The organism is Cupriavidus sp. 21MJTG02-4, from assembly GCF_057798975.1.
The window spans coordinates 14,811-34,402 of sequence record NZ_JBYOJP010000024.1; the positions used below are offsets into that span (position 1 = coordinate 14,811).

Here is a 19,592-nt window from a genome sequence, read left to right on the forward strand (position 1 = left end):
AGGAAAGCCCGCCATGCGCCTCCATCTGCTGGTCGCAGCCCCGGTCATGCTTGCGTGCCTGGTGCTGCAAGCACTGGCCGTGGCCGTGTGCCTGCGCCGCTATGCCCGCTTTCGCAACGACTGGCAGGGCCGCGAACCACTCTGGCTGGATGTCGCCATGCTGTCGGCGATCATGCTGGTCACGCTGCTCGGCAATTTTGCCCAGGTGACGATCTGGGCGGCATTGTTCATGCTGCTCGGCGAGTTCGCGGACTTCGGGAAGGCGCTCTACCACTCGGCGGTGAATTTCTCGACACTGGGCTATGGCGACATTGTCATGTCCGAGCGCTGGCGCCTGCTTGGTCCGATGGAAGCCGCCCAGGGCATCCTGATGTTCGGCGTATCGACGGCGGTCATGACGGCCGCAGTGCTCGATGTCATCAAGAACAGCGCGGCAAGGCTGAAGCATGAAGAGCCGACATAGGAGCGACGTCGTCCACTCGCGTTCACGCGGAATCTAAAGACACGGCAACCATTGCCGATAACCACTGACATAGCGAAATCCTGAGTCTCGTCAAGGCGGCCGCATAGCCCCCGCATATCCATAGATCAAGGCTTTGTCTACCCCCCGGCTATTGAAACGAGAGGATTGGGTTGTGAATGTCAATGGCATGACGGGTTTTCAAGCGCGACCCCGGGTAGCCGTAATAGAATTGGCTTCCCGTCGATTCGCCCATGTCGGCAAGTCGTGTTTTTGAACCATTAATGCTGTCTTTTTTACCGGGTTCCCTCGCGGTACCGCCGGCCCCCGGGATCGGCAAGGCGCGATCGCCAAACAGGCTAGGCCAAAGACCACATGACGTCGTCCACGTTTGATGCTGTTCAGGCAGGCAACGCACGGGAACCGAACCGTTCCGGCGGCGTTGCGGGAGCGATGGCTCCTGCCGGAAGCCGGGATGCCTGGGCGCTGCTGGAAGCATGGGGTGGACTGGCGCTGCAGGTCAGCGAGACCGGCAATATCCTCCAGGCCACGAATGCTTCGGCCGATCTGCTCGCGTTTCCGCGAGAGTACCTGCTGCGTGCCTCTCTCAAGGACATTGTCGCCTTTGACGAACGCGAGCGCGCGGCCCAATTGCTGCAAGCCTGTTTCCGCGACGGTCTTCCCAAACAGGCCGAGATCCGATTTGCCAACGCCATTACCGGCACGCGCCGGATCGATCTGCGCATTTGCCGACATGCTGGCACGGATGGCCGGACATCAATACTCCTGTTTGGCACCGACGTCACCAAATGGGCCCAGAAGCTCGCCCGACTGACAGAACAATCGCTCACCGACCCGCTCACCGGTGTCGGTAATCGGGGGCTGATCCGCAATCGGGTGGACGCGTATTTCACCGGCGATGCCTCGCAGCGCGGCCGCTTTGCGATTGCGCTGATGGACCTGGATGGGTTCAAGAAGGTCAACGATTCGCTCGGCCACGAGGTCGGCGACATCCTGTTGAAAGAACTTAGCCTGCGACTCGCGGGGACGCTACGCACCCGCGACACCATTGCGCGCCTGGGGGGCGACGAATTCGTGGTCCTGCTCGACGACGTGACTACGGAAGAGGCGGCAATGGGCGTGCTCGAGCAGATCATGCGAGTCTGCCGGCAGCCATTCCACCTGGCCGGCTGCCAGGTGCGTGTCACGACCAGTATTGGCCTGGCCTTCGCCACGGGCGAGCGGGAGACCGAGGCGCAGTTGCTGCGGCGGGCCGACCGGGCCATGTACGAGGCCAAGGCGCAGGGCAACAACCGCTATTGCCTGTACTCGTCGGAACTGGATCACCGGCTGAACGAGCAGTTCCGCATCGAGCAGGACCTGTTCGAGGCGGTCCTCAACGGTGAACTGTTCCTGCATTACCAGCCGATCTTCCGGGTCGGCCCGGACACCGTTTGCGCAGTCGAGGCGCTGATGCGATGGGAGCATTGCGAGGGGGCCATCTCGCCCGAGATTTTCGTGCCGCTGGCCGAGAGCAACGGACTGATCAATCATCTTGGCGCCTGGGCGGTACGCTGCGCGTGCGCGCAGTTGGCCGCGTGGGATGCTAACGGGGTGGAGCTTGGCTACGTGTCGGTCAACGTGTCGCCGGTGCAGTTCAGGCATCCGGGCTTTGTCGACAGCGTGCGCAGCGCAATCCGCGATACCGGCATCGACCCGCACCGGCTGGTGCTGGAGATCACGGAAGGCGCGCTGATGACGGACCCGAAGGGGGCGGGGAATCTGCTGACCGAACTCAGGGCACTGGGTATCCGCTTTGCGGTCGATGACTTTGGCACCGGCTATTCCAGCCTGTCCTATCTGCGCAGCTTTCCGCTGTCGGCACTGAAGATCGACCGCAGCTTTGTCGCGGACATGGTGGATTCCCCGCACGCCCAAACCATTGTTTCCGCCGTACTGTCGCTGGCGCGGGAACTCGGGCTGGTGGCCATTGCGGAAGGTGTCGAGACTGACGCGCAATGCGATCTGCTGGCGGCCCAGCGCTGCGAGCTGGCACAAGGCTGGCGCTTCGCCCGGGCGATGGCCCCCAATGATTTCGAGGACGCTGTCCGCGCAGGCAGGTTCCGCATCGACACCGAGGACGCACTGTCCGCGTAATCGAGACCATGCCAAAGAAACAGTTTCTTGATCAGCTCTGGGCCAGGATGGTCCAGAAGGGCGATTTCCCGACGCTGCAGTACTGCATCGACAATGTCTTCAAGACGCTGAACAGCGACATGAGCATTGGGGAAATGGCCAGCACGGTCCTGTCGGACTTCAGCCTTTCACAGAAGGTCATCCGACTGGCCAACTCGGCCATGTACCGTTCATTCGGCGGCGAGGTCACCACGGTATCCCGCGCCATCATGGTGCTGGGCGTGGACACCATTACGCATCTGACGCTGGGCGTCCAGGTGCTCGACTTTTTCCAGGGCGTGGCCCCGAACCGGCCTCAGTCGGGGAGGGCGCTCAAGCAGGCCATCATGGCCGGCGAGATCACCCGTGCGCTGAACGATGCGCGCGGCATCCTGGGTGGGGAAGAGGGTGTCGTCTGCACGCTGATGCACCACGTCAGCCGCTTGATGGTGATCTTCTATTTCCCGGACGAGTGGGACCGCATCGCGACGCTGAGCGCGGATGGCGCCATGAGCGAAAGCGATGCCTGCCGCGAAGTCATCGGCATCTCGTTCGACGAGATCGCCAAGGCGGCAGCCTTCCGGTGGCGCCTGCCGACGTTGATCGCGGACGGCATGCTGGGTCGCGAACTGCACGAAGAATCCGTCCTGGAAACCCATGCCGACTGGTTGGGCGCGGTCGCCAGCCTGTCGTCCGACGCGGCGGCCTCCATGCTTGCCGAGCAACCGGAGGAAATCGTCCTGGGACCGTTGCTGGCCCACGCGCAAAGACTCGGGCTGGAGCCGTCCCACGTCAATACGGCGATCCAGCAGGCCGGGAAGCTGAAGACAACGATGGCGCGCTCGGAGACCCCTGACTCGGGCGAAGGCAGCGTTGCGGAAGAGGGGGGCAAGCCCGCCGATACGCTGAAGCGCCTGCAGCACGCGCTCGACGAGGTTCGGCAGGAGGGTGCCGGCAGGACGGTATCCCAGCTTGCTCCGCTGGTGCTGGAGTCGGCCATGCGGGCGCTGAACTTCTCGCACTGTTTCCTGATGCTGCTGCACCCGACAAGCAAGCGCTTCGGTGCGCGCCTGGGGTTTGGCGACGGCATGCGGGACAAGCTCGAGCGCCTGTCGTTCGAAGAAGGCTTCGTGCCCGACATGTTCCATTTCGCGATGATCGCGCCGCAGCCTTTGCTGATCGAGGACCTGAGCGACAAAGCCGTATCGCATCGCGTCCCGCGCTGGTATCGCGACGCCATGCCCGACACGCGTTCCGTGCTGCTGATTCCCGTCAAGGTACGCAACCGCTGCGTCGCCATGATCTGCGGCGACTGGGGCACGACCCGCATTGCCGGCGGCCTGAGCAAGAATGAATTGGCAGCGGCGGGCGAACTCGCCGGGGAAATCGCGACAGCGGTCTTGCGTTCGGCGCCGCAGCGATAGCGGCGGCCAAGACAAAACAAAACGGCTGTTCCGCCTGCTGCACGCCACTGTGGCGCCTGTTGTCGACACCGATCCTCCGGATCCGGAGGTGATGCCGTGCCTCCACCCGGGCATTATTCTTGTTCCGACGCCCCATTCCGCATCTTGATGGAGACTTGCATCCATATCGATTCGATCGGCCCGGGTAACCATTCATTCATCCGCGAAACATACTTTTGCCCGATATTCCGAAAGCGCACCACGGGACTACGCTTTGGCGGAAATATCGTAAGAGGGGACTGCAATGGCGCTGGAATTTATGAATGGAGTTGTGGAAGCTCACAATCAATATCATGAGTGGGCGCAAGGCGGACGGGACGATGAGCAATTGGGAAGTGCATTGCTGGACCAGCTAAGGCGACTCCTGGCACCGTTCGCTCGTCTCGATGGAGAACTGGCCTCGCTGAAGATTGCCAAAGGCGGAACAGGCCTGGAATTGACCGTTCTGCGGGCAGGCCAGGATTAGAGGACCGCGTTCCGTCAAGCGCGCGTAGTGACGCCTGCAATCCAGTGTCGTGGTGGCCCAAGCAGTATCACGCGCGTAATCACGCGCAACGTGATGGTGCGCACCTGCGTTCGTCGAGTCAGTCACCTCGGTAAACCCTGAGACGCCATGATGAGCTCTTCAGCTATGCTCGTCTGTAGGCGGCGCCAAGTTTCACGGGCGTTGCGGGAAGCGTGGGTTTCTCAATACGAGTTCGGTTCACTCAAAAATTTCCAGAGGACGAGATGGCAACTGGCACCGTGAAATGGTTCAACAATGAGAAGGGCTTCGGATTTATCACACCGGACGACGGGGGCGCGGACTTGTTCGCCCACCAATCCGAGATTCAAGGAAGTGGATACCGGTCGCTGGATGAGGGTGCCAAGGTCGAGTTTGAAGTGAAGCAAGGCCCAAAGGGTCCACAAGCCTCACAGATTCGGAAACTTTAGTCGCCAAGTAAGAAGGTGCAGACCCCGGCGGGAGGGTCTCTGTTCCATTCGGTGGCGTTCGATTGTCCGTGTTTGTGATTCAAGGGTCGCAAACACGGCTTTCGTCCTGAACTCCGGGATTGTCAGTTCATCTGGGCACAGCGCTTCATCGATCGTCGCGATGATGCTTCGAAGCGCACAACACCCTGACTCGCGTTCCGGCACGTCCTCCCATTGCGTGTCGGCCGGGATGCCGTCCTCCGCATTCTCTCAATCATCTAAGCGATACTGGCGGACCAGCGCGGCGAGCAGGGACCCTGCGCTTCAGCCGCTCTGGTTAAGACCATGATGAAGCCTCGCGGGCGGAGAGCCGCCGCGTGGACATCAACGACTGATCAGCTGACTGACTATCCATGAAAGTACGCGTTTCCACCCTGTTGTGGCTCGCCGCCATTGCTGGCGGCGGCATGCTGCCACCCATGCAGGCGCATGCCGGAGTGCTCGACGATGAACAGGCGCGCAAAACGGTCATCAACCTGCGCGACCAGTTCAACAATTTCCAGGCGACTGCGACCCAACGCCTTGAGCAAAACAGCCGCACCACGCTCGACCTGCAGAACCAGCTCGAAGGGCTACGCCAGGAGCTGGCTCGGCTACGCGGCCAGAACGAAGTGCTGCAGAACACGGTGGCGACGCTGCAGAAGCAGCAGAAGGATTACTACGCTGACCTCGATGCGCGCCTGAAGAAGTTCGAGCCGCAGCATGCTTCGGTCGAGAACCGCCAGGGCGCCTCGCAGCCGGGCGAGAAGCCCGAATACGACGCCGCGCTCAAGCATTTTCAGTCAGGCGATTTCAAGAGCGCCGGGAATTCGTTCTCGTCGTTTATCAAGCGGTATCCGCAGAGCCCGTACCTGCCGCTGGCACAGTTCTGGCTCGGCAACTCGCTATACGCGCAGCGCGACTATAAGGCGTCCACCTGGGTACTGCAGAAAATGATCCATGCCAATCCGACCCATCCCAAGGTGCCGGACGCAATGATCGCGGTTGCCAATAATCAGCTCGAGTCCGGCCAGCAGGCGGCCGCGCGCAAAACGCTGGAACAGGTGGTGGCGAAGTATCCCGGTACCGAAGGCGCGCATGCGGCTAGCAACCGGTTGAAGACGCTGAAGTAAGTGAGGGCCATCCGGCCCTCCTTGCAAATTCCGGCGATCCCCACATTTTTCCAAAGTGTGGGGTCTCGGCGTTGATCCCGAAGAGGTCCTGCGGGCAGGCTATACGGGCATTGACACCGCTGCAGGGGCAATGGCGGTCATCACGCGAGCAGACCTGTTCCACTTCTTGTCGAGCACGGCGACAACGATCAACCCAAGAGACGGACTCAGGATCAACGAAAAGATAGTCCATGTGGCGCCGGAGCGTCCCAGGGCGTTGGCAAAAAGGCCAACCGCGAAGGAGCAGGTGATCCAGGCAGCAATTGCAAGCATGGTGGCGAATTCCCTGAGTCGATGTGATCGCCGCGCGAAACAGCGAGCCATCAGTATGGCCACAACTGCAATCAGTAGCACTTGGGGAAAGGCAGTAAGGGAAATCATGGGGGCTTGCCTAGATGGTGTGAACTGCCGTCCCCAGCCAGCGAAAGTGATTTAACATAACAAACATTATGCGTGTTAAATTTGTTGGCCGTTATTAGTAATGTCACCTTTGCGATGATTAGAGATGTCAGTCCTCTAACGTAAAGTTGCCCGGTAACTAGACGTAAAAGTGTCCTGCAATGGTCCATGGGATACTTTTTATCTTTTCCGTACGGCTTTACGTCAAGGCTTGTCCGGTAGCCCGACGCCATGGGATGGTCGAACTGCAGCCGGTCGGCGGCTCCCACTAGGCATTTCTTCCCGAACGGGAAGTTTTTCGCGCTTGCCCAGTCTTTGTTTCCTAAATCTTCCCGCTCGGGAAGATGGGAACCGCGCACGAACCTAAGTTCAGTCCAGCTCGCTGACAATCCCGGCGTGGTTACTTTTGGGTCACTTCTGCCAGTATTCTGGCTTTCCCATTGGGATCCCATTTACCATTAGAGACAAGAAGGAACGGCGTCTCAGCCATGATTGCTATGTCACTGCAACAGAAAATGCGGCTCTTGTCGGCCTGGCTGCCTGCCGGGCTTCCTTACGTCGAGACTGAAGTCGGCTCCTACCTTTGCCTGCATGACGTCCCGTACGAGTTGGAGAGCATCCTTGCTCGTTGGCTGCTGCTGCAGCCCGAGCTTACAGACGGGGATCTATCAACCTGCGTTCTGGTCGAGAGCGGCAAGGGCTTGGCCATTACACGGGAAGGATGGGAAAGGTTCCTCTGCTGGCTCGTCGAAACACTTCGAGCCAAGCTTGACGACATGGAGCAAGCCCAGTAGCAGCGCCTTCGCGACACCCTCTGTGGTCGCCATCCGTAGTTGACACGGAAAGCGCGTCGTAGCAAGGCCCTCATCTAGTGAACCAATCAGGCAAGGAATCACCTATGTTGCGGGTACGCATTGAATTGGTGCCAGACGGCGATGAGGAAGCAGCCAAGCTGCTTGCTGCCGTTGATATCAGCAACGACGGTACCGGTACCCAAGCTACCGGGCACTACAACGCCGTCTTGACAGAAGCTTGGCGAAGTGCCGGAGACGAGCGAGCTTTCTATACGACGGAAGCCAAGATTCACGATGTGGACCGCGAGATCATTAGGCCTGTCCAGTTGGTTAGCATCGCACTACAAGTTCTCGCCCCGATAAAGCGGACAACCGCGACGTCTCTATTTTCGTGGGGAGAAATCATCCGAGGACCGGAATAGGCCTGCATACGGAACTGATGGGAATCCGCCGACTGCTTATTGCCCAAACGCGTGCCCTACTGTTATGCGAAAAACGCATAAGAAAGCTTATGTTAAATCTTGGCGGAGGTTGGTGAGATAGACGGTTCAATGGCAAAAGCGCGCTTTTCGCCGTAGAAACCTGCAGGTACTGAGCGCAATTTGAAGATGCTACGCCAGTCTAGACCCTTCGATGCTTATATTCCTGGATACAGAGTTTACCAATCCGATTGACCGAAGGCTGATCAGCATCGGTATGGTGTCGGAAGACGGGCAGCATGCTCTTTATCGAGAATTGCAGGATTTCGATCACGAATCCTGCAGTGCTTTCGTACGAGCAAATGTTCTTCCCCTACTTGGGAGTTTCCAGGATACAACCGTCGACCGGGCAAAATTGGTGGACGACCTCAGGCAATGGATCAACACTCTGCCCCGCAGCCTAACCATCGCCTGCGATAGTGACTGGGACTGGGAAATCCTTTGTGAAACGGTGGGGCTCCCGCTTCCGGCAAACATCTTGGGACGATTTGATCTGCGTCCGCTCATCGACACCACCGCTTTCCATAAGGCTGTGTGTCGCTACCACGATGTGGCCGAGCAACCTTGGCATCACGCTTGGCATGACGCGCGTGCTCACCGTTTGGGTTGGCTGGCCTGGAACGATGCCCGCAGACGAGCTAAGCTGCCCAAATAGTCGTTCAATGATCGGCTGCCCAGTTCAAAGTACCGCTCGACCACCGTTACTGAGAAGATACACAAGGCTTGCTTGGTGTTATCGGCTACGCCGCAGCAAGAAGAGCCGTCTCCTGCTTGAACGAGAATCGGTTGGAGAGGCAAACGCTGTCTCGACGAGCGCCACGAGAGAGTTCGAGCGTTAGCAAGCTATCCTCCGGGAAGGCGGGGCTTAGTTCCAGCTTGAGATACTCGAACAGTTGGCGATCATGAACGGCGATCACCACTTGGCGATTATGCTCCTTTGACAGAGTCCTAACCAGTGCAGCGAATTGGGCGATATGGACGTCGTCCATTGATTGCACTGGATCATCCAAAATCAGCCAAGGCAATTCTCGGGGCACCGAGAGGTGCAACGCAATGAACAAAGTCAGTGCAGCCGTATTGAGGTTGCCGGCACTTAGCATGGCACCCGGCGTTCCTCCAGCCTCGCCACCATCCCGATGCTCTGTGATGAGCTTGGGCTGAAGCTTCTGCGTGGACGACTCCGGGATGCGGAATGCTGGAACGAATGGCTCGGCTGGCGCCAGCCGCACGAACAGGTCTCGCCACACTCGATTGAGCCGGTCGTTGAACTCCCGCCGAATAATGGTAGAGCGAATCTTGTCTACTGCGCTTCGAATAACATTGCCGTGCTCGCGAAGGGTCTGCGCCCGCTCGAGCGCTCGATCGGCGCGTGTCCATGACGCGGAATCGACCGAGATCTGGTCTTCGGCTTCCTTCCGGCGCGTAAGCGCCGAGCGAATGCTTTCGATATGATCGTTCCCCCGGCGACGCATCGAAAGTCGCTGTTCAAGACGTGCTGCTTGGGTGCCAAGAAGCGCATATAGCCGCGAAGTGGCTGCCTCAAATGTCTCGCCCTCTTCCAGCCTGGGAGCCCCGATCGAGAGCGAAAATTCGTCCAATGTTTCGCGCGCGGCGGCAAGAGATACGTGACGTGCTTGGGATTCGCTCACAGCACGCCGCGCAGCGATGTCGGCCGCGCGCAATCGTGTACCTGCATGCAGAGCATCGATAATACTGTCGATCTCGCTTATCAGTACCTCGACCGTGGCCAGTCGCCGATCGAGTTCGGCAAGCCCTTCCTCGTTTAGCTTGCGCACGGCGATCGCCTCTATTTCGCGATTAAGCCGCTCGATCGTTATTTGCGCTTCACTCCGGGTGCGGCCGAGTGTTATCAACCGCTCTGCAGATGCAGACAGCGCCCGCACCTTGCCATGGACATGCGCGCTCAACGGTACCTTGCTAACGTCACTAAAATCTCGGTCGCAGACCGGACAAATCTCGTCGACAATAAATGATGTCAGCTCGGCCAACGCCGCCCCGATGCTGCCCGCGTTGCTTGAGAGGCGGGCAACTTCTTCGTCGATCGTGTTCCGTTGGCGCAGCGCTACATCACGCTCGTCCTGAGCTACACCATGCCGTAAAATTTCAGTCCGCGCCTGCGATGTGCGAACGGTAAGTTGCTTATGCTCGGTCCTTAGGCGCATCAGCGCAGCTTCGGCAAACTGCGCCAGATCATCACCCAGGGAAATATCTGGTAGCAACACCTCAATACGGGTGCGGAGCGAGCCGACACGTTCCCCATATTCGGCCTCCCAGCGCCCAAAGGCGATCCTGGCTTCTTCCGCGCTAGCCGGACCAAGAACACCATTAGACTTGATCGCGTTCTGCGCAGCATCAATCTCGCGCTGGATCGCGGCGAGTCTACGCTGCTGATCCGTGAGTCGCGCAAAGGCTGTTGCATCGTTGCCATTCATGAGCGCGGCTGCTACCGCCTCCAACGTATCTTCCTTGACGTCAACGGACAATTCGAGCGCGGTGCAAAGCACCGCCAGTTCCCTAACCGCGCTTTGAATTTGTTCATTGAGTCCTTGCCGCACCCTCCTCTGATCGGTAAGTAGCCGATCGAGGCGCAGCTTCTCATTTTCCGCCGCCAGCCACCCGTCCACATTCTTGCGGACGTTCCTCACGTCCGCGAGTGGCTTTAACCCAGCTTCAAGCGCATCCAGCCGGTCGAGTCCCAATAACTTGGCCACAAACTGCGCCAAAGGCGATGTCGCATCGTTCCCAGCATCTTGGTAAATCTGTAGTAGTTGCCCGAGCAGAGACTGCGGCAAAAACGCTCTCTCTCTAAAAAAAGCCGCGCGCTGACCTTCAAGCGAAGCGATTGACTTAGCACCGGATGCATCGAGGGTGGCTTTGAACCTTTGCTCGGATGTTCCAGCCATGGCTCGAAGCAGAACGCCACCTTCTGTCGCTGAGCGATGTAACAACTGCTTCTCATAGCCAGGATCTGCGCGGCCCAACGACTGAATCTGTCCGGTCAGCGCCAACTCGACCGCGGATAGCAAGCTGGTCTTGCCAGCACCATTCTCGCCGTGGACCAAAACTACGTTGGCATCGAGCGGCGCATGTATCTGACCGCGGATGCTGCGGAAGTTGCTGATATCTAGGCTCTTGAGGGTGAGTTCGCTCACGACTGCTCGTCTCCAAGTTCCGACTGCAATGCACGGTAAATTACCAGCGCAACAGCGTCTGTCACTGCCAACTCACCGTCGATCGAAGCAGCGATAGCCGCATCGACAATGCTCTGCTTCGTGCCTGGAGGAAGCGCGCGAATGAGTTGCTCTAGGGCTGGGCCGGCCCCGTCCGGCGTCTCAGGAAGTAGTCCCGGGAGTGTGAGCGGCAGGAGCACGCGAATACGATCATCGAGTTGACGTTCCGCGGTCTCGTTAGCCAGCTTGCCTGCATCGTTCAGCGCGACGCCTTCCACGTGCAGCACCCGGCAGGTGTCCGAGAGTGCTTCAATACCCTCGGCAAGCGCTGCGCCAGCGAGGATCACCGTCACAACATAGCGTGAGCCAGTGACGTCAAGCGCTCGGCTTAGCGCTTCCACCCTTTGCCGGACTCGTCCGCCATCGCGATCACCAAAGTCACCTGTTGTCGTATCGACTAGAAGTACCAAGTCCAGCGCCCGGCCGCCACGACCGTGCAACGCACCGGTAAATGCGAACTCGACGCCCGCTACCTTGAAAGGTGTGCGGAGGTCGCTGTAACCTGCACCGCAAAGTCGCTGTCGGATTGCTTGCACGAGAGGCGAGTCATTCATAGGATCATCTCCGCGACAAATTCCTGTTGCAGTGTCGCGGCGTTTTCGCTGCGTTCAAGCAGATTACCAAGGCTGACATGTGTCTCGCCAACTCGACCTGTTCGCCCAGGCGCGACGCGCACGCGCCGGGCACTTGCACCACCCGCCACCATTTGATGCCAAGCATCGTCCGCGTGGACGACAATCACATTGTCATCGGCGAAGGCCCCTTTGCTCTTTAAAGCGATAGCTTCCGTGGCCGACCTTACTATGAACAGGGGGCGATCCACTCCGTCGGGACGCGAGGCACGAGCTGTGATAGCTCCCGACGTCACGTCGTTTGCTGCCGGCTGACGTAGTTCCCAAAGCCCCGTTGCGCGTCCATACTGAAGTAAAGACAAGGCGACCCCAAGACGTCCCAGGCCCATGGCTTGCGCATTCGGATCAGCAGCCATCAGATTGGGCGTCGAATTGCTCAGTGCCTCATAGGCATCGGCGTTTGCGGGAAGAGCACCACTCCGGAACAATGAAAGCATGCGCGACCAGAGAGCGATGGCACGGTTCACAGCGCCGGTCCGACTTTGCCCCCCCTGAGCGGGGACCGCAAGATCGGAAATGTCGTCTCGCAATGACCTAAGCAGGGGGTCAAGTATGTCTGCCATCGGCCCTTTCCCCAAAGCGATTAGAGACGTCGCCATTAACCCCGACAGCTTGTCCGCAAGGAGCCTTAGTACAAGCGCAATTAGTACTTTTTCACCCCAGGCTCGGAGCAACGTGGCGTCATGGACGGCCGCGGGATTGGCATTGTATGCGTTGCCGTAGGTGAGACGCAGCACGTCGCGCTGACCCGGCTGGATCTTGTCCTCGCAGAAAATATGCGCGGGGGCAGCCGGCGCACAAGGCCAAGGCCAAGCATGGACTGCCTTAGCACGTGTGAAGAGTGTCTGAAGATTGTTATCTTGAATCGAAAGCCCAAGCACCAGTGTCTTGTGCGTCGTCGCAAGGCCGACAACTGTATTCCGCATTGCGGCGACTTCAGGCTTTTCGGGCCAATCCATGATTTGGGTATGGCTCCCCGTCAGGAATTGCCGGAAAACCAACGGCTCGCGGGTGGCATGTACGATGCAACCATGGAACTTAAGCAACCGCGCTCGACCCGCAGGTCCCCTAAGTTGATCGGGATCGACAACCACCTGAATAATTCCCGGCACGCCGTTACTCAGGCGTTCAACAGCTGTTTCAATGAAACCGTCCCAATTCGCTGAGGCAATTGCTTGGATCGCGCCCTCGAGGATAAGGATTGCGATGCATAAATGCTCAACGGCAGGAGGCTCAGGCTGCGCGAAGGCCTCTCTGATGTCGATCGCATCCCAAAGAATGAAATCTGCATCTGTTCCAGCGATGCGGATGTCGAGGACGCGTGAATACTTATTCCAAAGGCGTTCAATGATCTCGATACGCTCAGGCCAGAGCGCAAGCGGCTGTCCGTATCGCGCGCCGACTTGTGTAGGATCAATTTCTGCAAGCGCGAGCACTTCCTCAAGCGCTGGCATATAGGCAGCCGTTGTTACGGGATCGATTGCCCTCTCCCGGACATAGTCGAACGCGCGCTCGATGAGGTTACCTAGGTTGGGCGCCTGTCTCGAAATTCCTGAGCCAACCCAAAGCGCAAATTCACCATTCTCGACAGCATTGGCAACGGGAGCAAACTCGGCCTCGAACTTCGCAAGCACCTCTCGCACCGTAATCTCGTTCGCTGTTGGAGCCATCGCTATGCCTTGTTTTTCTGTCGCTTACGACGTCGTCGGGCTAGTACTTCCCGGGACGATTTTGCACGTCCCCTTCCCCGCTAGTTAATTTGGCAACTGCTCAGATCAGCCGATCTACCGGAGAACACAGGTACCGAAACCTTAGGGGTGCTTCGCACCATATTCTACCAAGGCGCCGGCAGCGCTGATATCTTGATTAGGCCGGCCTCTCCACCTGGCCGAGACGGGAATGGAAGCAAGCGGTCTATGACCTCAGCGGTCGCGATTGTTCGCGCCGCCGGTTGCTTTCTCGGCAGAAACCGGGGTCCTGTAGTTCCAGGCGGCCAAGCGACCGTCCATTCGCGGGATCGTTCTATCGCGTCGTTTGGTTTCTGTTAGTAGTCATCATGGCCCCGGTCCGACACCGCCCCCGGCGTTGACTAGGCAAGAGAATGGCCACCGGAGGTCGCGCGAATCTTTGCCTGCCACTCGAGCAACGGACGCGCTTGTGCTTTCATTTTGGCGTGCGTTTCGGCATCAATCCGGTAACGTCGCCCCACAGAATCTTCCACCTCAATTCGAGCCCATCCGTCACCGGCTAACGCGGCGTCGGCCACGATAGTCGTCGATTCTCCGCGTGCCATTGCACACGGCAATCCGGCTGGCTCCACTACCTGGCCTTCCTTCGCGTCCTCTGCGATGGGAATTATGTGGGTCAACGAGACCTTCCTATGCCCTAGGTTAGTCACCGTTAGATATACGGCGGCTTCGTTAGGCGTCGAGAAATGGCTTCCGGGAGCCCAATCAACGCTCGCCTTGAACTTGAGGCGGGCGCGGCCAAGCTTTTCGTAGAGCGTCACCATGGCGACCACAGTTGAGACCAGGGCCGCGTACACGGCGACCACGAAAGTTGCGATGACCATTGATTCTTCTTTTCCTCTACGCCGGATACTTAATCAAACCAACAAGGACAGCATCACGTGTCTGGGATAGCGCAGCGCTCTCGGCATGTTTCGCAGTCATTTTCGTCTACGCTTCTACCGATTGAGGCAAGTCTTAAATGCAAGGGCACGAATCTCGTTCGGCGTCATGTGCAGCATTTCGGGGTTCAAATAGACTCCAGCGACAAACGCTTCACCGCTCTTCCCGTCTTTAGCTTTCGCTTCTTTAAGCGCGGATTCCATACTCATTCCTGCGTCACGGTAGCGCGCATATTCGGCGAATTTGTCTCCGAACGCTGCACACTGATCAGGATTCCCGGCGTGTGCGTTGAACGATGCCATTGTGAGTGCGACAAGGTAAAGCGACTTTTTCATTATTTTCCTCTATTGGTTACCTCCGCGGCGTTTCCCAATCAGTTGGGCCGACTCATGTCTATCCATTGTTTGACAGGCATCCGTCTGACTGCGTGATGCGCCCGGTGCTTTTTTCCTTGCGTTCAACGGACCAACTGCTGCGGCCCAATGCCAGCCACCGATTCTCAGACATTTCTCTGATCAGAAAAGACAGGAGTATAGGTTGGCGCGGCGGACAACTGACAAGTTCAGGGGAAGCACTCCTCAGCCATCGAGGCGATCCGTAGCATCCTTCGCAATCCACGATCCCAGCTTCTGATGAAATCGCCTAAAACCTATAACGGCGATGACTGCCGCTATCAGCAGAGCGTACGAAGCGGTCGGTGAAAGGCTGTGCGCCGCGCAAGCAAAGGAAATGATCAGTAGAAGGCTGGCGAATCCATTGATTAGGCGTAGGTAGATACGTATATGGGTGTAAAATCCATATGCCTTTTCCCCAAGAAAAAGAAAATATTCGTTAATTCCGGAAGAAAGAACGAAAAGCGGGATTGCAATACAGGAACAGATGATACTGGCGACCGCGTCAACAGTTCTGATCTGAGTCTGAATCAAAGTTAGCGCAATTGCAGCACATACCCCTGCAGCACCGAGTCCGGCACTGCGGTTGACTGAGAACTGCTCTTGCGAATGCTCCTCAGCAAATGAACTAAATACAGCGTCCTCGTCTCGAACCATCATCATTCCCGATTCAGCTTCACGAGTCCCGCGTCGCGGACATTGGCTCGCCGCAAGTCGCGCACTTGTAGCTGGTGTACCCTAGTGCGTCGTTTCCAGTCGGTACCAGGCCGCGCGTGCGGATTGACTCCCACGAAGCCGAGAACGGTTGGTCATTTTCTGACGTTCGCTCTTCCCCTTTGTGCCCATTTACACAAACGAAGTGCCGATAGGTTCGCATTGTCATATTCCTGCTCCTGTTGCCCTCACTCCAGTTATTGGAATCTGCCCTCTTCTGAAGAAGCCGGCAAAATAGGTGACGCAGGCCATCTGGCTTCATACCACAATCCATGGCGGCGTTGATTACAATGGCTCGAAGCTCTTCCGAGGCTTCAAGGCGTGCTACTTCAGGAACCGCATGCACCTGAGCATAGCCATTTCGTTCAGAAAACCTCATGACTTTTCCTCGTACAAGACGGTATTGGATGTGCCATGAGCTGGCATGGGATGCCAGTCGAAGCTCATGAGGTAGTGCCCATTGCGGTCAATGATGTTCTTACGACCTGTCTCCGCGATAATCGCGACTGTGGTGAGGCTACTAAGAACTATTTTGTAGCGCTTCCCCGCTTTATGGAGCAATAAGGGCCTTTCGTTTCCGTCCGTCGGCCCATAGAGGTTGCACTTAGCCTCCAACTCATCACCGACATCCAGCTTGTTCTTCATTTCGAATGAATTTACGTTCATGCATGGTGAGATCTGGTACTTTTTCCTATGCATTTACATCAGCTCGAAGGGTGAAAGTACCCCGGACAGGCCTCCATTCTCATCGTCCACGAGCCACAGTGTAGGCAGGTTTAGGCTCACATCATCAAGAAGGCCTGCTACGTCGTGGTCAGGCTTGACGACACGGGCATCTACAAGAACGAGGGGACTGTCCTCACGTGAGGCAGCACTCTCAATGGACGTGCCTAGTGCTATCTTTCTCTGTGGGCCGCCGCGGGGAAGGAACTTTGCCATGGAAACCTCGGGAAGCAGCTTCCACTTGTCCCCGATACAGACTGGAAGATACGTGAATGAATGCATCAACATGAGCTGCCGAGCATAGGCTACAGGTTGCCACGGATGTACGGTCACGGCTCCTCTGACCATGAAGTCTTTGACTTTTGTACGAGCCGTCTGCTGTTCTTGCATCAACGCCTCCTCAAGCCCAATGCATAGTTCGATTGCGGCCGCCGTAGCGTGACGCGCGTACACTCCAGAATGCATCGCGTCGTTGCGGGCCGCCATGAGCGCCCTGTAGAGGGCATCAAATCGCGAGAAAAGTCCTGGATAGCAATCGGGCATCTCAGTCAGAACGACCGACTCGCGTGATAACTGTCGAACAGAATCGATGTACTTGCCCATATGCTAAATCCTTCTGCGTCGGCAAGAGCTGCATATCTTGCTGTCCGAAGACCGTCTCTGTAGTGGAGACGCTCCTCCCATCTCAGGGTTGGTAGCATTGCTTTCCGTTTTCTCAGCGCGGGTCGCGTATCACCACAAAGCCAGGATCGCAATGATCGCGGCCAGCCTCGATAGCTTCCTCCTCTGTTTCGAATGCTCTGGCGTCTGCCAGGTTCGACGTGTAGCCAACGACCCGCCCTGAGAGAACAGGTAGTCATTACCAGTGCGGACAATCCTTCCCTTCCACGTCCTATCCGATGTCATTATCTTATCCTTGGCTCTACCGGGCCATCCAGTCATGCGGAGTGCGCTGGATCTGTTCGGCCCCATCCAGCAGTTCAGGATTCTCTTCTAATGCCTCGCGGGCCCAGGGTTGTAGGTTATAGGGAAATCCGCTGACTGCGTGGCCAATGTTGGAGGCCCGATAAAGTATCCCTTTGCCTTGTAGTCCTCCAACTACGCCATCCCCCATTGGGTACGTGATCGACGCGCGCTCATTCCGAATGTACGGCAATAAGCGCGCCTTCTCATCTGGTGTCAGTGTGTCCAGCCACTTAATACGCTGCTTGTCCAGCGACCGTGCCGCACGCCACGTCTTGACGATGTCAGCAGCGTATTTAACTGCATGCGCCAACAGGTACGCACACGAAAGCGTGAAGGCTCCGCCTAGCCACTGACGATAGTCGCTCACCAGCTTGGTCATCCCGGCAGCTTCGACTATCGTTGTCGGCGCGAAGATCAAGAAGCTGCTGCCAAATGCAATGGCGAGCAGGGGCTTCACTGCAACTTCCCCAAAGGCCTTGACGCCTTCCTGGATATCGTTGACTACTCCCAACATGGGCTCCTCGTTGGCCTTTGACGGTTGCTATACACCGGCTGGGACGTGCCAATTGCTCATATCGTCATCCACTGCTTCCGGATACCCTTCTGGCCAACCTATTAAGTTCGCACTGATAAAGCAATCGAAGCGTGAAATATCTGCTGTGGGGTCAAGACGATCCACGTGGCCATGTTCGAGCTGCGCCCTGATGTCGGCAATCAGTTCACCTCGGTAGTGCTGTCTCATGCGATAGAAGGTGACCGGGGGCACCTGGTAGCGGAGACCGTGTGGTACCGTAACCGGCACGCGCTCGCCCGATTGCAGTAACTCTGTTACTCGCGCGCGGTAACCCGACCGGGTTGCCGAGATCGCAATCAGGAACGCACGTTGCGGAGCTGTCGTCCGTTGAAAACGGAGTGTCTTAGTTGTCATTTCCATTGTGGCGGCTGACCGCCGTCGCCGCCTAGCGGCGGCCACGCTCGGGGGGTTATCTCGCCGAACTGGCGGCCGTGGGGGCCAAGCAGCGGAACTGCACTTCGGCAGAGGCGTACGTACCGTAGCCCGAATCCTTGCCCGTGCTGCCCATCGGCGACATCACACGCCCTTGGTCGGCGCAATACTTCGCTGCTTGCTGGAACATACGTGCTTTGACGGCACTGGCCGAGAAGTCGGTGAAGCTCCCAAGCCCACCAATCATGACTTTTTTTGGAGTTAACCTGCTCTTGCCTGAAGCGCTTTTCCCGTTATCAAGATGCAGCGTTCTGATGGCCTTTATCGATTTTCGTCCCGTCACGCAGTCGCGGTCTTCCGATCCATCAGTCCCATGATGACGCGCCGGAAATCCATGGGCTTCTTGATGAAAGGAATGCTCACATTGTTGCCCCCGATGCCTCGGATCGTCACTCGACCGTAACCCAGAATGCGGCCCATGATTCCCTGGTTGATATTGACCGACTCGAGCTTATCAAGGGGCAGGTCAATGGAAACGCGACGAATGAATCCCGTCTTCCCGATAACCTTCTTATTCGTGACGGCCAACTCAGTTGTAGTCACGTTGAGGATCGCCAGCAGGATGAAAATGATCGGGAAGATCACTGTCATGATCAGGACAATTGCAAACAGAAAATACCAAAACTGACTCAGCCACGTGATCGTCGCCTTCGTTTCGATTTTTTCGCCAGGAATCAGAGAATTTTCCACGAAAGATGCCATTCTTACCCCATTTTTTATCAATTGTTTTTGAACGTTACATGAATCTACGTCGATCGCGGCTGAAATTGTAAGGGCGGAGAGCTTTCACGTCCTAGCGCATCATGACTGAAACTGAGCCTGACGCGTGGTGCCACGTCAGAATTTCTTGGATATAGGCACGCCCCATCTCTGGCAAGGCTCGGAAATCAGAGGACCCGCTCGGCAAGAGCCACTTGTCGAGAGTTCGCCTGGACACACTGAGGCGTGCCGCGAACTCTTCGCGCGTCATGCCAAGCTGGTTCATTGCCTCCCGCAGTAAATCCTGCTGGGTGACCGGATAGGGCTTCTGCTTTGATCCCATTGTATTTATCTCGGTCTAATTTTCCTGGTTACATATATCCCCAGCGGGGACTACCGTCAAGCCCCCTAAAAGAGGGAACCGAGGACGGCGCACGCCTCCAAGAAGTCGCGATTGGTGACTTCCAGATAGGGAGAGACATGATCAACGTGGGAGTAGCAGTAGTTGGACGGTATCGAGCGAGTGCCCCTGCGCGAGGAATCGGCTAACCAAGACGACGACCATGGCAACTTCGAAGCCGTCTTCGTCGAGGTGGACAACGAGCTGTGGCACCGCTTCCGCGATCAGGCAACCATGGAGTGGTATGGCGGCGGCACGGTGACGTAGCCGGTGGCGCATGGGTCGT

Annotated in this window: 23 protein-coding genes; 10 read left to right on the forward strand and 13 right to left on the reverse strand. The window is 57.5% G+C overall.

Annotation, left to right across the window (positions count from 1 at the left end; translation table 11 throughout):
* Positions 1-13 precede the first annotated feature (13 nt).
* From AC3FKH_RS31155 to ybgF, 6 genes are all read left to right on the forward strand, one after another.
* A complete protein-coding gene (locus AC3FKH_RS31155; RefSeq protein ID WP_488679539.1) occupies positions 14-463 on the forward strand; it encodes a potassium channel family protein in 450 nt (149 codons plus the stop codon).
* A gap of 450 nt (positions 464-913) precedes the next feature.
* Positions 914-2,617: a putative bifunctional diguanylate cyclase/phosphodiesterase gene (locus AC3FKH_RS31160; RefSeq protein WP_488679540.1), complete on the forward strand. Its 1,704-nt coding sequence runs from the start codon at positions 914-916 to the stop codon at positions 2,615-2,617.
* 8 nt (positions 2,618-2,625) lie between these two features.
* Complete coding sequence (locus tag AC3FKH_RS31165; protein WP_488679541.1) at positions 2,626-4,059, forward strand: HDOD domain-containing protein; 1,434 nt, start codon at positions 2,626-2,628, stop codon at positions 4,057-4,059.
* A gap of 283 nt (positions 4,060-4,342) precedes the next feature.
* On the forward strand, positions 4,343-4,564 hold the full coding sequence (locus tag AC3FKH_RS31170; protein WP_488679542.1) for a hypothetical protein: 222 nt from the start codon (positions 4,343-4,345) through the stop codon (positions 4,562-4,564).
* A gap of 263 nt (positions 4,565-4,827) precedes the next feature.
* Positions 4,828-5,031, forward strand: a complete 204-nt coding sequence (locus AC3FKH_RS31175) for a cold-shock protein (RefSeq protein WP_488679543.1) — start codon at positions 4,828-4,830, stop codon at positions 5,029-5,031.
* 392 nt (positions 5,032-5,423) lie between these two features.
* The gene (ybgF, locus tag AC3FKH_RS31180; protein ID WP_488679544.1) at positions 5,424-6,182 is read left to right on the forward strand and encodes a tol-pal system protein YbgF; all 759 of its coding nucleotides are present in this window, start codon (positions 5,424-5,426) and stop codon (positions 6,180-6,182) included.
* A 99-nt stretch (positions 6,183-6,281) separates the two neighbouring features.
* Here the strand turns inward: ybgF and AC3FKH_RS31185 are convergent, their stop codons facing one another.
* Positions 6,282-6,602, reverse strand: coding sequence for a hypothetical protein (locus tag AC3FKH_RS31185; protein WP_488679545.1), 321 nt, complete (start codon positions 6,600-6,602; stop codon positions 6,282-6,284).
* Between the two features lie 506 nt (positions 6,603-7,108).
* Between AC3FKH_RS31185 and AC3FKH_RS31190 the strand changes: the two genes are divergently transcribed.
* From AC3FKH_RS31190 to AC3FKH_RS31200, 3 genes are all read left to right on the forward strand, one after another.
* On the forward strand, positions 7,109-7,414 hold the full coding sequence (locus AC3FKH_RS31190) for a hypothetical protein (RefSeq protein ID WP_488679546.1): 306 nt from the start codon (positions 7,109-7,111) through the stop codon (positions 7,412-7,414).
* Between the two features lie 104 nt (positions 7,415-7,518).
* Positions 7,519-7,836, forward strand: coding sequence for a hypothetical protein (locus tag AC3FKH_RS31195; protein ID WP_488679547.1), 318 nt, complete (start codon positions 7,519-7,521; stop codon positions 7,834-7,836).
* Positions 7,837-8,047: 211 nt separating this feature from the next.
* Positions 8,048-8,548, forward strand: coding sequence for a hypothetical protein (locus AC3FKH_RS31200; RefSeq protein WP_488679548.1), 501 nt, complete (start codon positions 8,048-8,050; stop codon positions 8,546-8,548).
* A gap of 85 nt (positions 8,549-8,633) precedes the next feature.
* Here the strand turns inward: AC3FKH_RS31200 and AC3FKH_RS31205 are convergent, their stop codons facing one another.
* From AC3FKH_RS31205 to AC3FKH_RS31260, 12 genes are all read right to left on the reverse strand, one after another.
* Positions 8,634-11,066, reverse strand: coding sequence for an AAA family ATPase (locus AC3FKH_RS31205; protein WP_488679549.1), 2,433 nt, complete (start codon positions 11,064-11,066; stop codon positions 8,634-8,636).
* Positions 11,063-11,698 (reverse strand): hypothetical protein, encoded by a 636-nt coding sequence (locus AC3FKH_RS31210; protein ID WP_488679550.1) that lies wholly within the window; start codon positions 11,696-11,698, stop codon positions 11,063-11,065. Before AC3FKH_RS31210 ends, AC3FKH_RS31205 begins: the two co-directional genes overlap by 4 nt.
* The gene (locus AC3FKH_RS31215) at positions 11,695-13,419 is read right to left on the reverse strand and encodes an SIR2 family protein (protein ID WP_488679551.1); all 1,725 of its coding nucleotides are present in this window, start codon (positions 13,417-13,419) and stop codon (positions 11,695-11,697) included. The genes AC3FKH_RS31210 and AC3FKH_RS31215 overlap by 4 nt, the downstream gene beginning before the upstream one ends.
* A gap of 446 nt (positions 13,420-13,865) precedes the next feature.
* The gene (locus AC3FKH_RS31220) at positions 13,866-14,348 is read right to left on the reverse strand and encodes a hypothetical protein (protein WP_488679552.1); all 483 of its coding nucleotides are present in this window, start codon (positions 14,346-14,348) and stop codon (positions 13,866-13,868) included.
* A 114-nt stretch (positions 14,349-14,462) separates the two neighbouring features.
* Positions 14,463-14,741, reverse strand: coding sequence for a hypothetical protein (locus AC3FKH_RS31225; RefSeq protein WP_488679553.1), 279 nt, complete (start codon positions 14,739-14,741; stop codon positions 14,463-14,465).
* A 243-nt stretch (positions 14,742-14,984) separates the two neighbouring features.
* A complete protein-coding gene (locus AC3FKH_RS31230; protein ID WP_488679554.1) occupies positions 14,985-15,461 on the reverse strand; it encodes a hypothetical protein in 477 nt (158 codons plus the stop codon).
* Between the two features lie 426 nt (positions 15,462-15,887).
* Complete coding sequence (locus tag AC3FKH_RS31235; RefSeq protein ID WP_488679555.1) at positions 15,888-16,157, reverse strand: hypothetical protein; 270 nt, start codon at positions 16,155-16,157, stop codon at positions 15,888-15,890.
* Between the two features lie 54 nt (positions 16,158-16,211).
* Complete coding sequence (locus AC3FKH_RS31240; protein ID WP_488679556.1) at positions 16,212-16,838, reverse strand: hypothetical protein; 627 nt, start codon at positions 16,836-16,838, stop codon at positions 16,212-16,214.
* A gap of 319 nt (positions 16,839-17,157) precedes the next feature.
* Positions 17,158-17,715: a superinfection exclusion B family protein gene (locus AC3FKH_RS31245; protein WP_488679557.1), complete on the reverse strand. Its 558-nt coding sequence runs from the start codon at positions 17,713-17,715 to the stop codon at positions 17,158-17,160.
* A gap of 469 nt (positions 17,716-18,184) precedes the next feature.
* Positions 18,185-18,490, reverse strand: coding sequence for a hypothetical protein (locus AC3FKH_RS31250; RefSeq protein ID WP_488679558.1), 306 nt, complete (start codon positions 18,488-18,490; stop codon positions 18,185-18,187).
* Positions 18,487-18,897 carry a PH domain-containing protein gene (locus AC3FKH_RS31255; RefSeq protein WP_488679559.1) on the reverse strand — a complete coding sequence of 137 codons (411 nt, stop codon included), beginning with the start codon at positions 18,895-18,897 and terminating at the stop codon, positions 18,487-18,489. The genes AC3FKH_RS31250 and AC3FKH_RS31255 overlap by 4 nt, the downstream gene beginning before the upstream one ends.
* A gap of 103 nt (positions 18,898-19,000) precedes the next feature.
* A complete protein-coding gene (locus AC3FKH_RS31260) occupies positions 19,001-19,249 on the reverse strand; it encodes a helix-turn-helix domain-containing protein (protein ID WP_488679560.1) in 249 nt (82 codons plus the stop codon).
* Positions 19,250-19,411: 162 nt separating this feature from the next.
* On the opposite strand from AC3FKH_RS31260, the gene AC3FKH_RS31265 reads away from it, so the two are divergent.
* Positions 19,412-19,573, forward strand: coding sequence for a hypothetical protein (locus AC3FKH_RS31265; protein ID WP_488679561.1), 162 nt, complete (start codon positions 19,412-19,414; stop codon positions 19,571-19,573).
* The last annotated feature ends 19 nt before the right edge of the window (positions 19,574-19,592 follow it).

Bases quoted from the DNA above. Each gene is read 5' to 3' on its own strand.
- AC3FKH_RS31155 (WP_488679539.1), top strand. From the start codon at position 14: ATGCGCCTCCATCTGCTGGTCGCAGCCCCGGTCATGCTTGCGTGCCTG.
- AC3FKH_RS31160 (WP_488679540.1), top strand. From the start codon at position 914: ATGGCTCCTGCCGGAAGCCGGGATGCCTGGGCGCTGCTGGAAGCATGG.
- AC3FKH_RS31165 (WP_488679541.1), top strand. From the start codon at position 2,626: ATGCCAAAGAAACAGTTTCTTGATCAGCTCTGGGCCAGGATGGTCCAG.
- AC3FKH_RS31170 (WP_488679542.1), top strand. From the start codon at position 4,343: ATGGCGCTGGAATTTATGAATGGAGTTGTGGAAGCTCACAATCAATAT.
- AC3FKH_RS31175 (WP_488679543.1), top strand. From the start codon at position 4,828: ATGGCAACTGGCACCGTGAAATGGTTCAACAATGAGAAGGGCTTCGGA.
- ybgF (WP_488679544.1), top strand. From the start codon at position 5,424: ATGAAAGTACGCGTTTCCACCCTGTTGTGGCTCGCCGCCATTGCTGGC.
- AC3FKH_RS31185 (WP_488679545.1), bottom strand. From the start codon at position 6,602: ATGATTTCCCTTACTGCCTTTCCCCAAGTGCTACTGATTGCAGTTGTG.
- AC3FKH_RS31190 (WP_488679546.1), top strand. From the start codon at position 7,109: ATGATTGCTATGTCACTGCAACAGAAAATGCGGCTCTTGTCGGCCTGG.
- AC3FKH_RS31195 (WP_488679547.1), top strand. From the start codon at position 7,519: ATGTTGCGGGTACGCATTGAATTGGTGCCAGACGGCGATGAGGAAGCA.
- AC3FKH_RS31200 (WP_488679548.1), top strand. From the start codon at position 8,048: ATGCTTATATTCCTGGATACAGAGTTTACCAATCCGATTGACCGAAGG.
- AC3FKH_RS31210 (WP_488679550.1), bottom strand. From the start codon at position 11,698: ATGAATGACTCGCCTCTCGTGCAAGCAATCCGACAGCGACTTTGCGGT.
- AC3FKH_RS31220 (WP_488679552.1), bottom strand. From the start codon at position 14,348: ATGGTCATCGCAACTTTCGTGGTCGCCGTGTACGCGGCCCTGGTCTCA.
- AC3FKH_RS31225 (WP_488679553.1), bottom strand. From the start codon at position 14,741: ATGAAAAAGTCGCTTTACCTTGTCGCACTCACAATGGCATCGTTCAAC.
- AC3FKH_RS31230 (WP_488679554.1), bottom strand. From the start codon at position 15,461: ATGATGATGGTTCGAGACGAGGACGCTGTATTTAGTTCATTTGCTGAG.
- AC3FKH_RS31235 (WP_488679555.1), bottom strand. From the start codon at position 16,157: ATGAAGAACAAGCTGGATGTCGGTGATGAGTTGGAGGCTAAGTGCAAC.
- AC3FKH_RS31240 (WP_488679556.1), bottom strand. From the start codon at position 16,838: ATGGGCAAGTACATCGATTCTGTTCGACAGTTATCACGCGAGTCGGTC.
- AC3FKH_RS31245 (WP_488679557.1), bottom strand. From the start codon at position 17,715: ATGTTGGGAGTAGTCAACGATATCCAGGAAGGCGTCAAGGCCTTTGGG.
- AC3FKH_RS31260 (WP_488679560.1), bottom strand. From the start codon at position 19,249: ATGGGATCAAAGCAGAAGCCCTATCCGGTCACCCAGCAGGATTTACTG.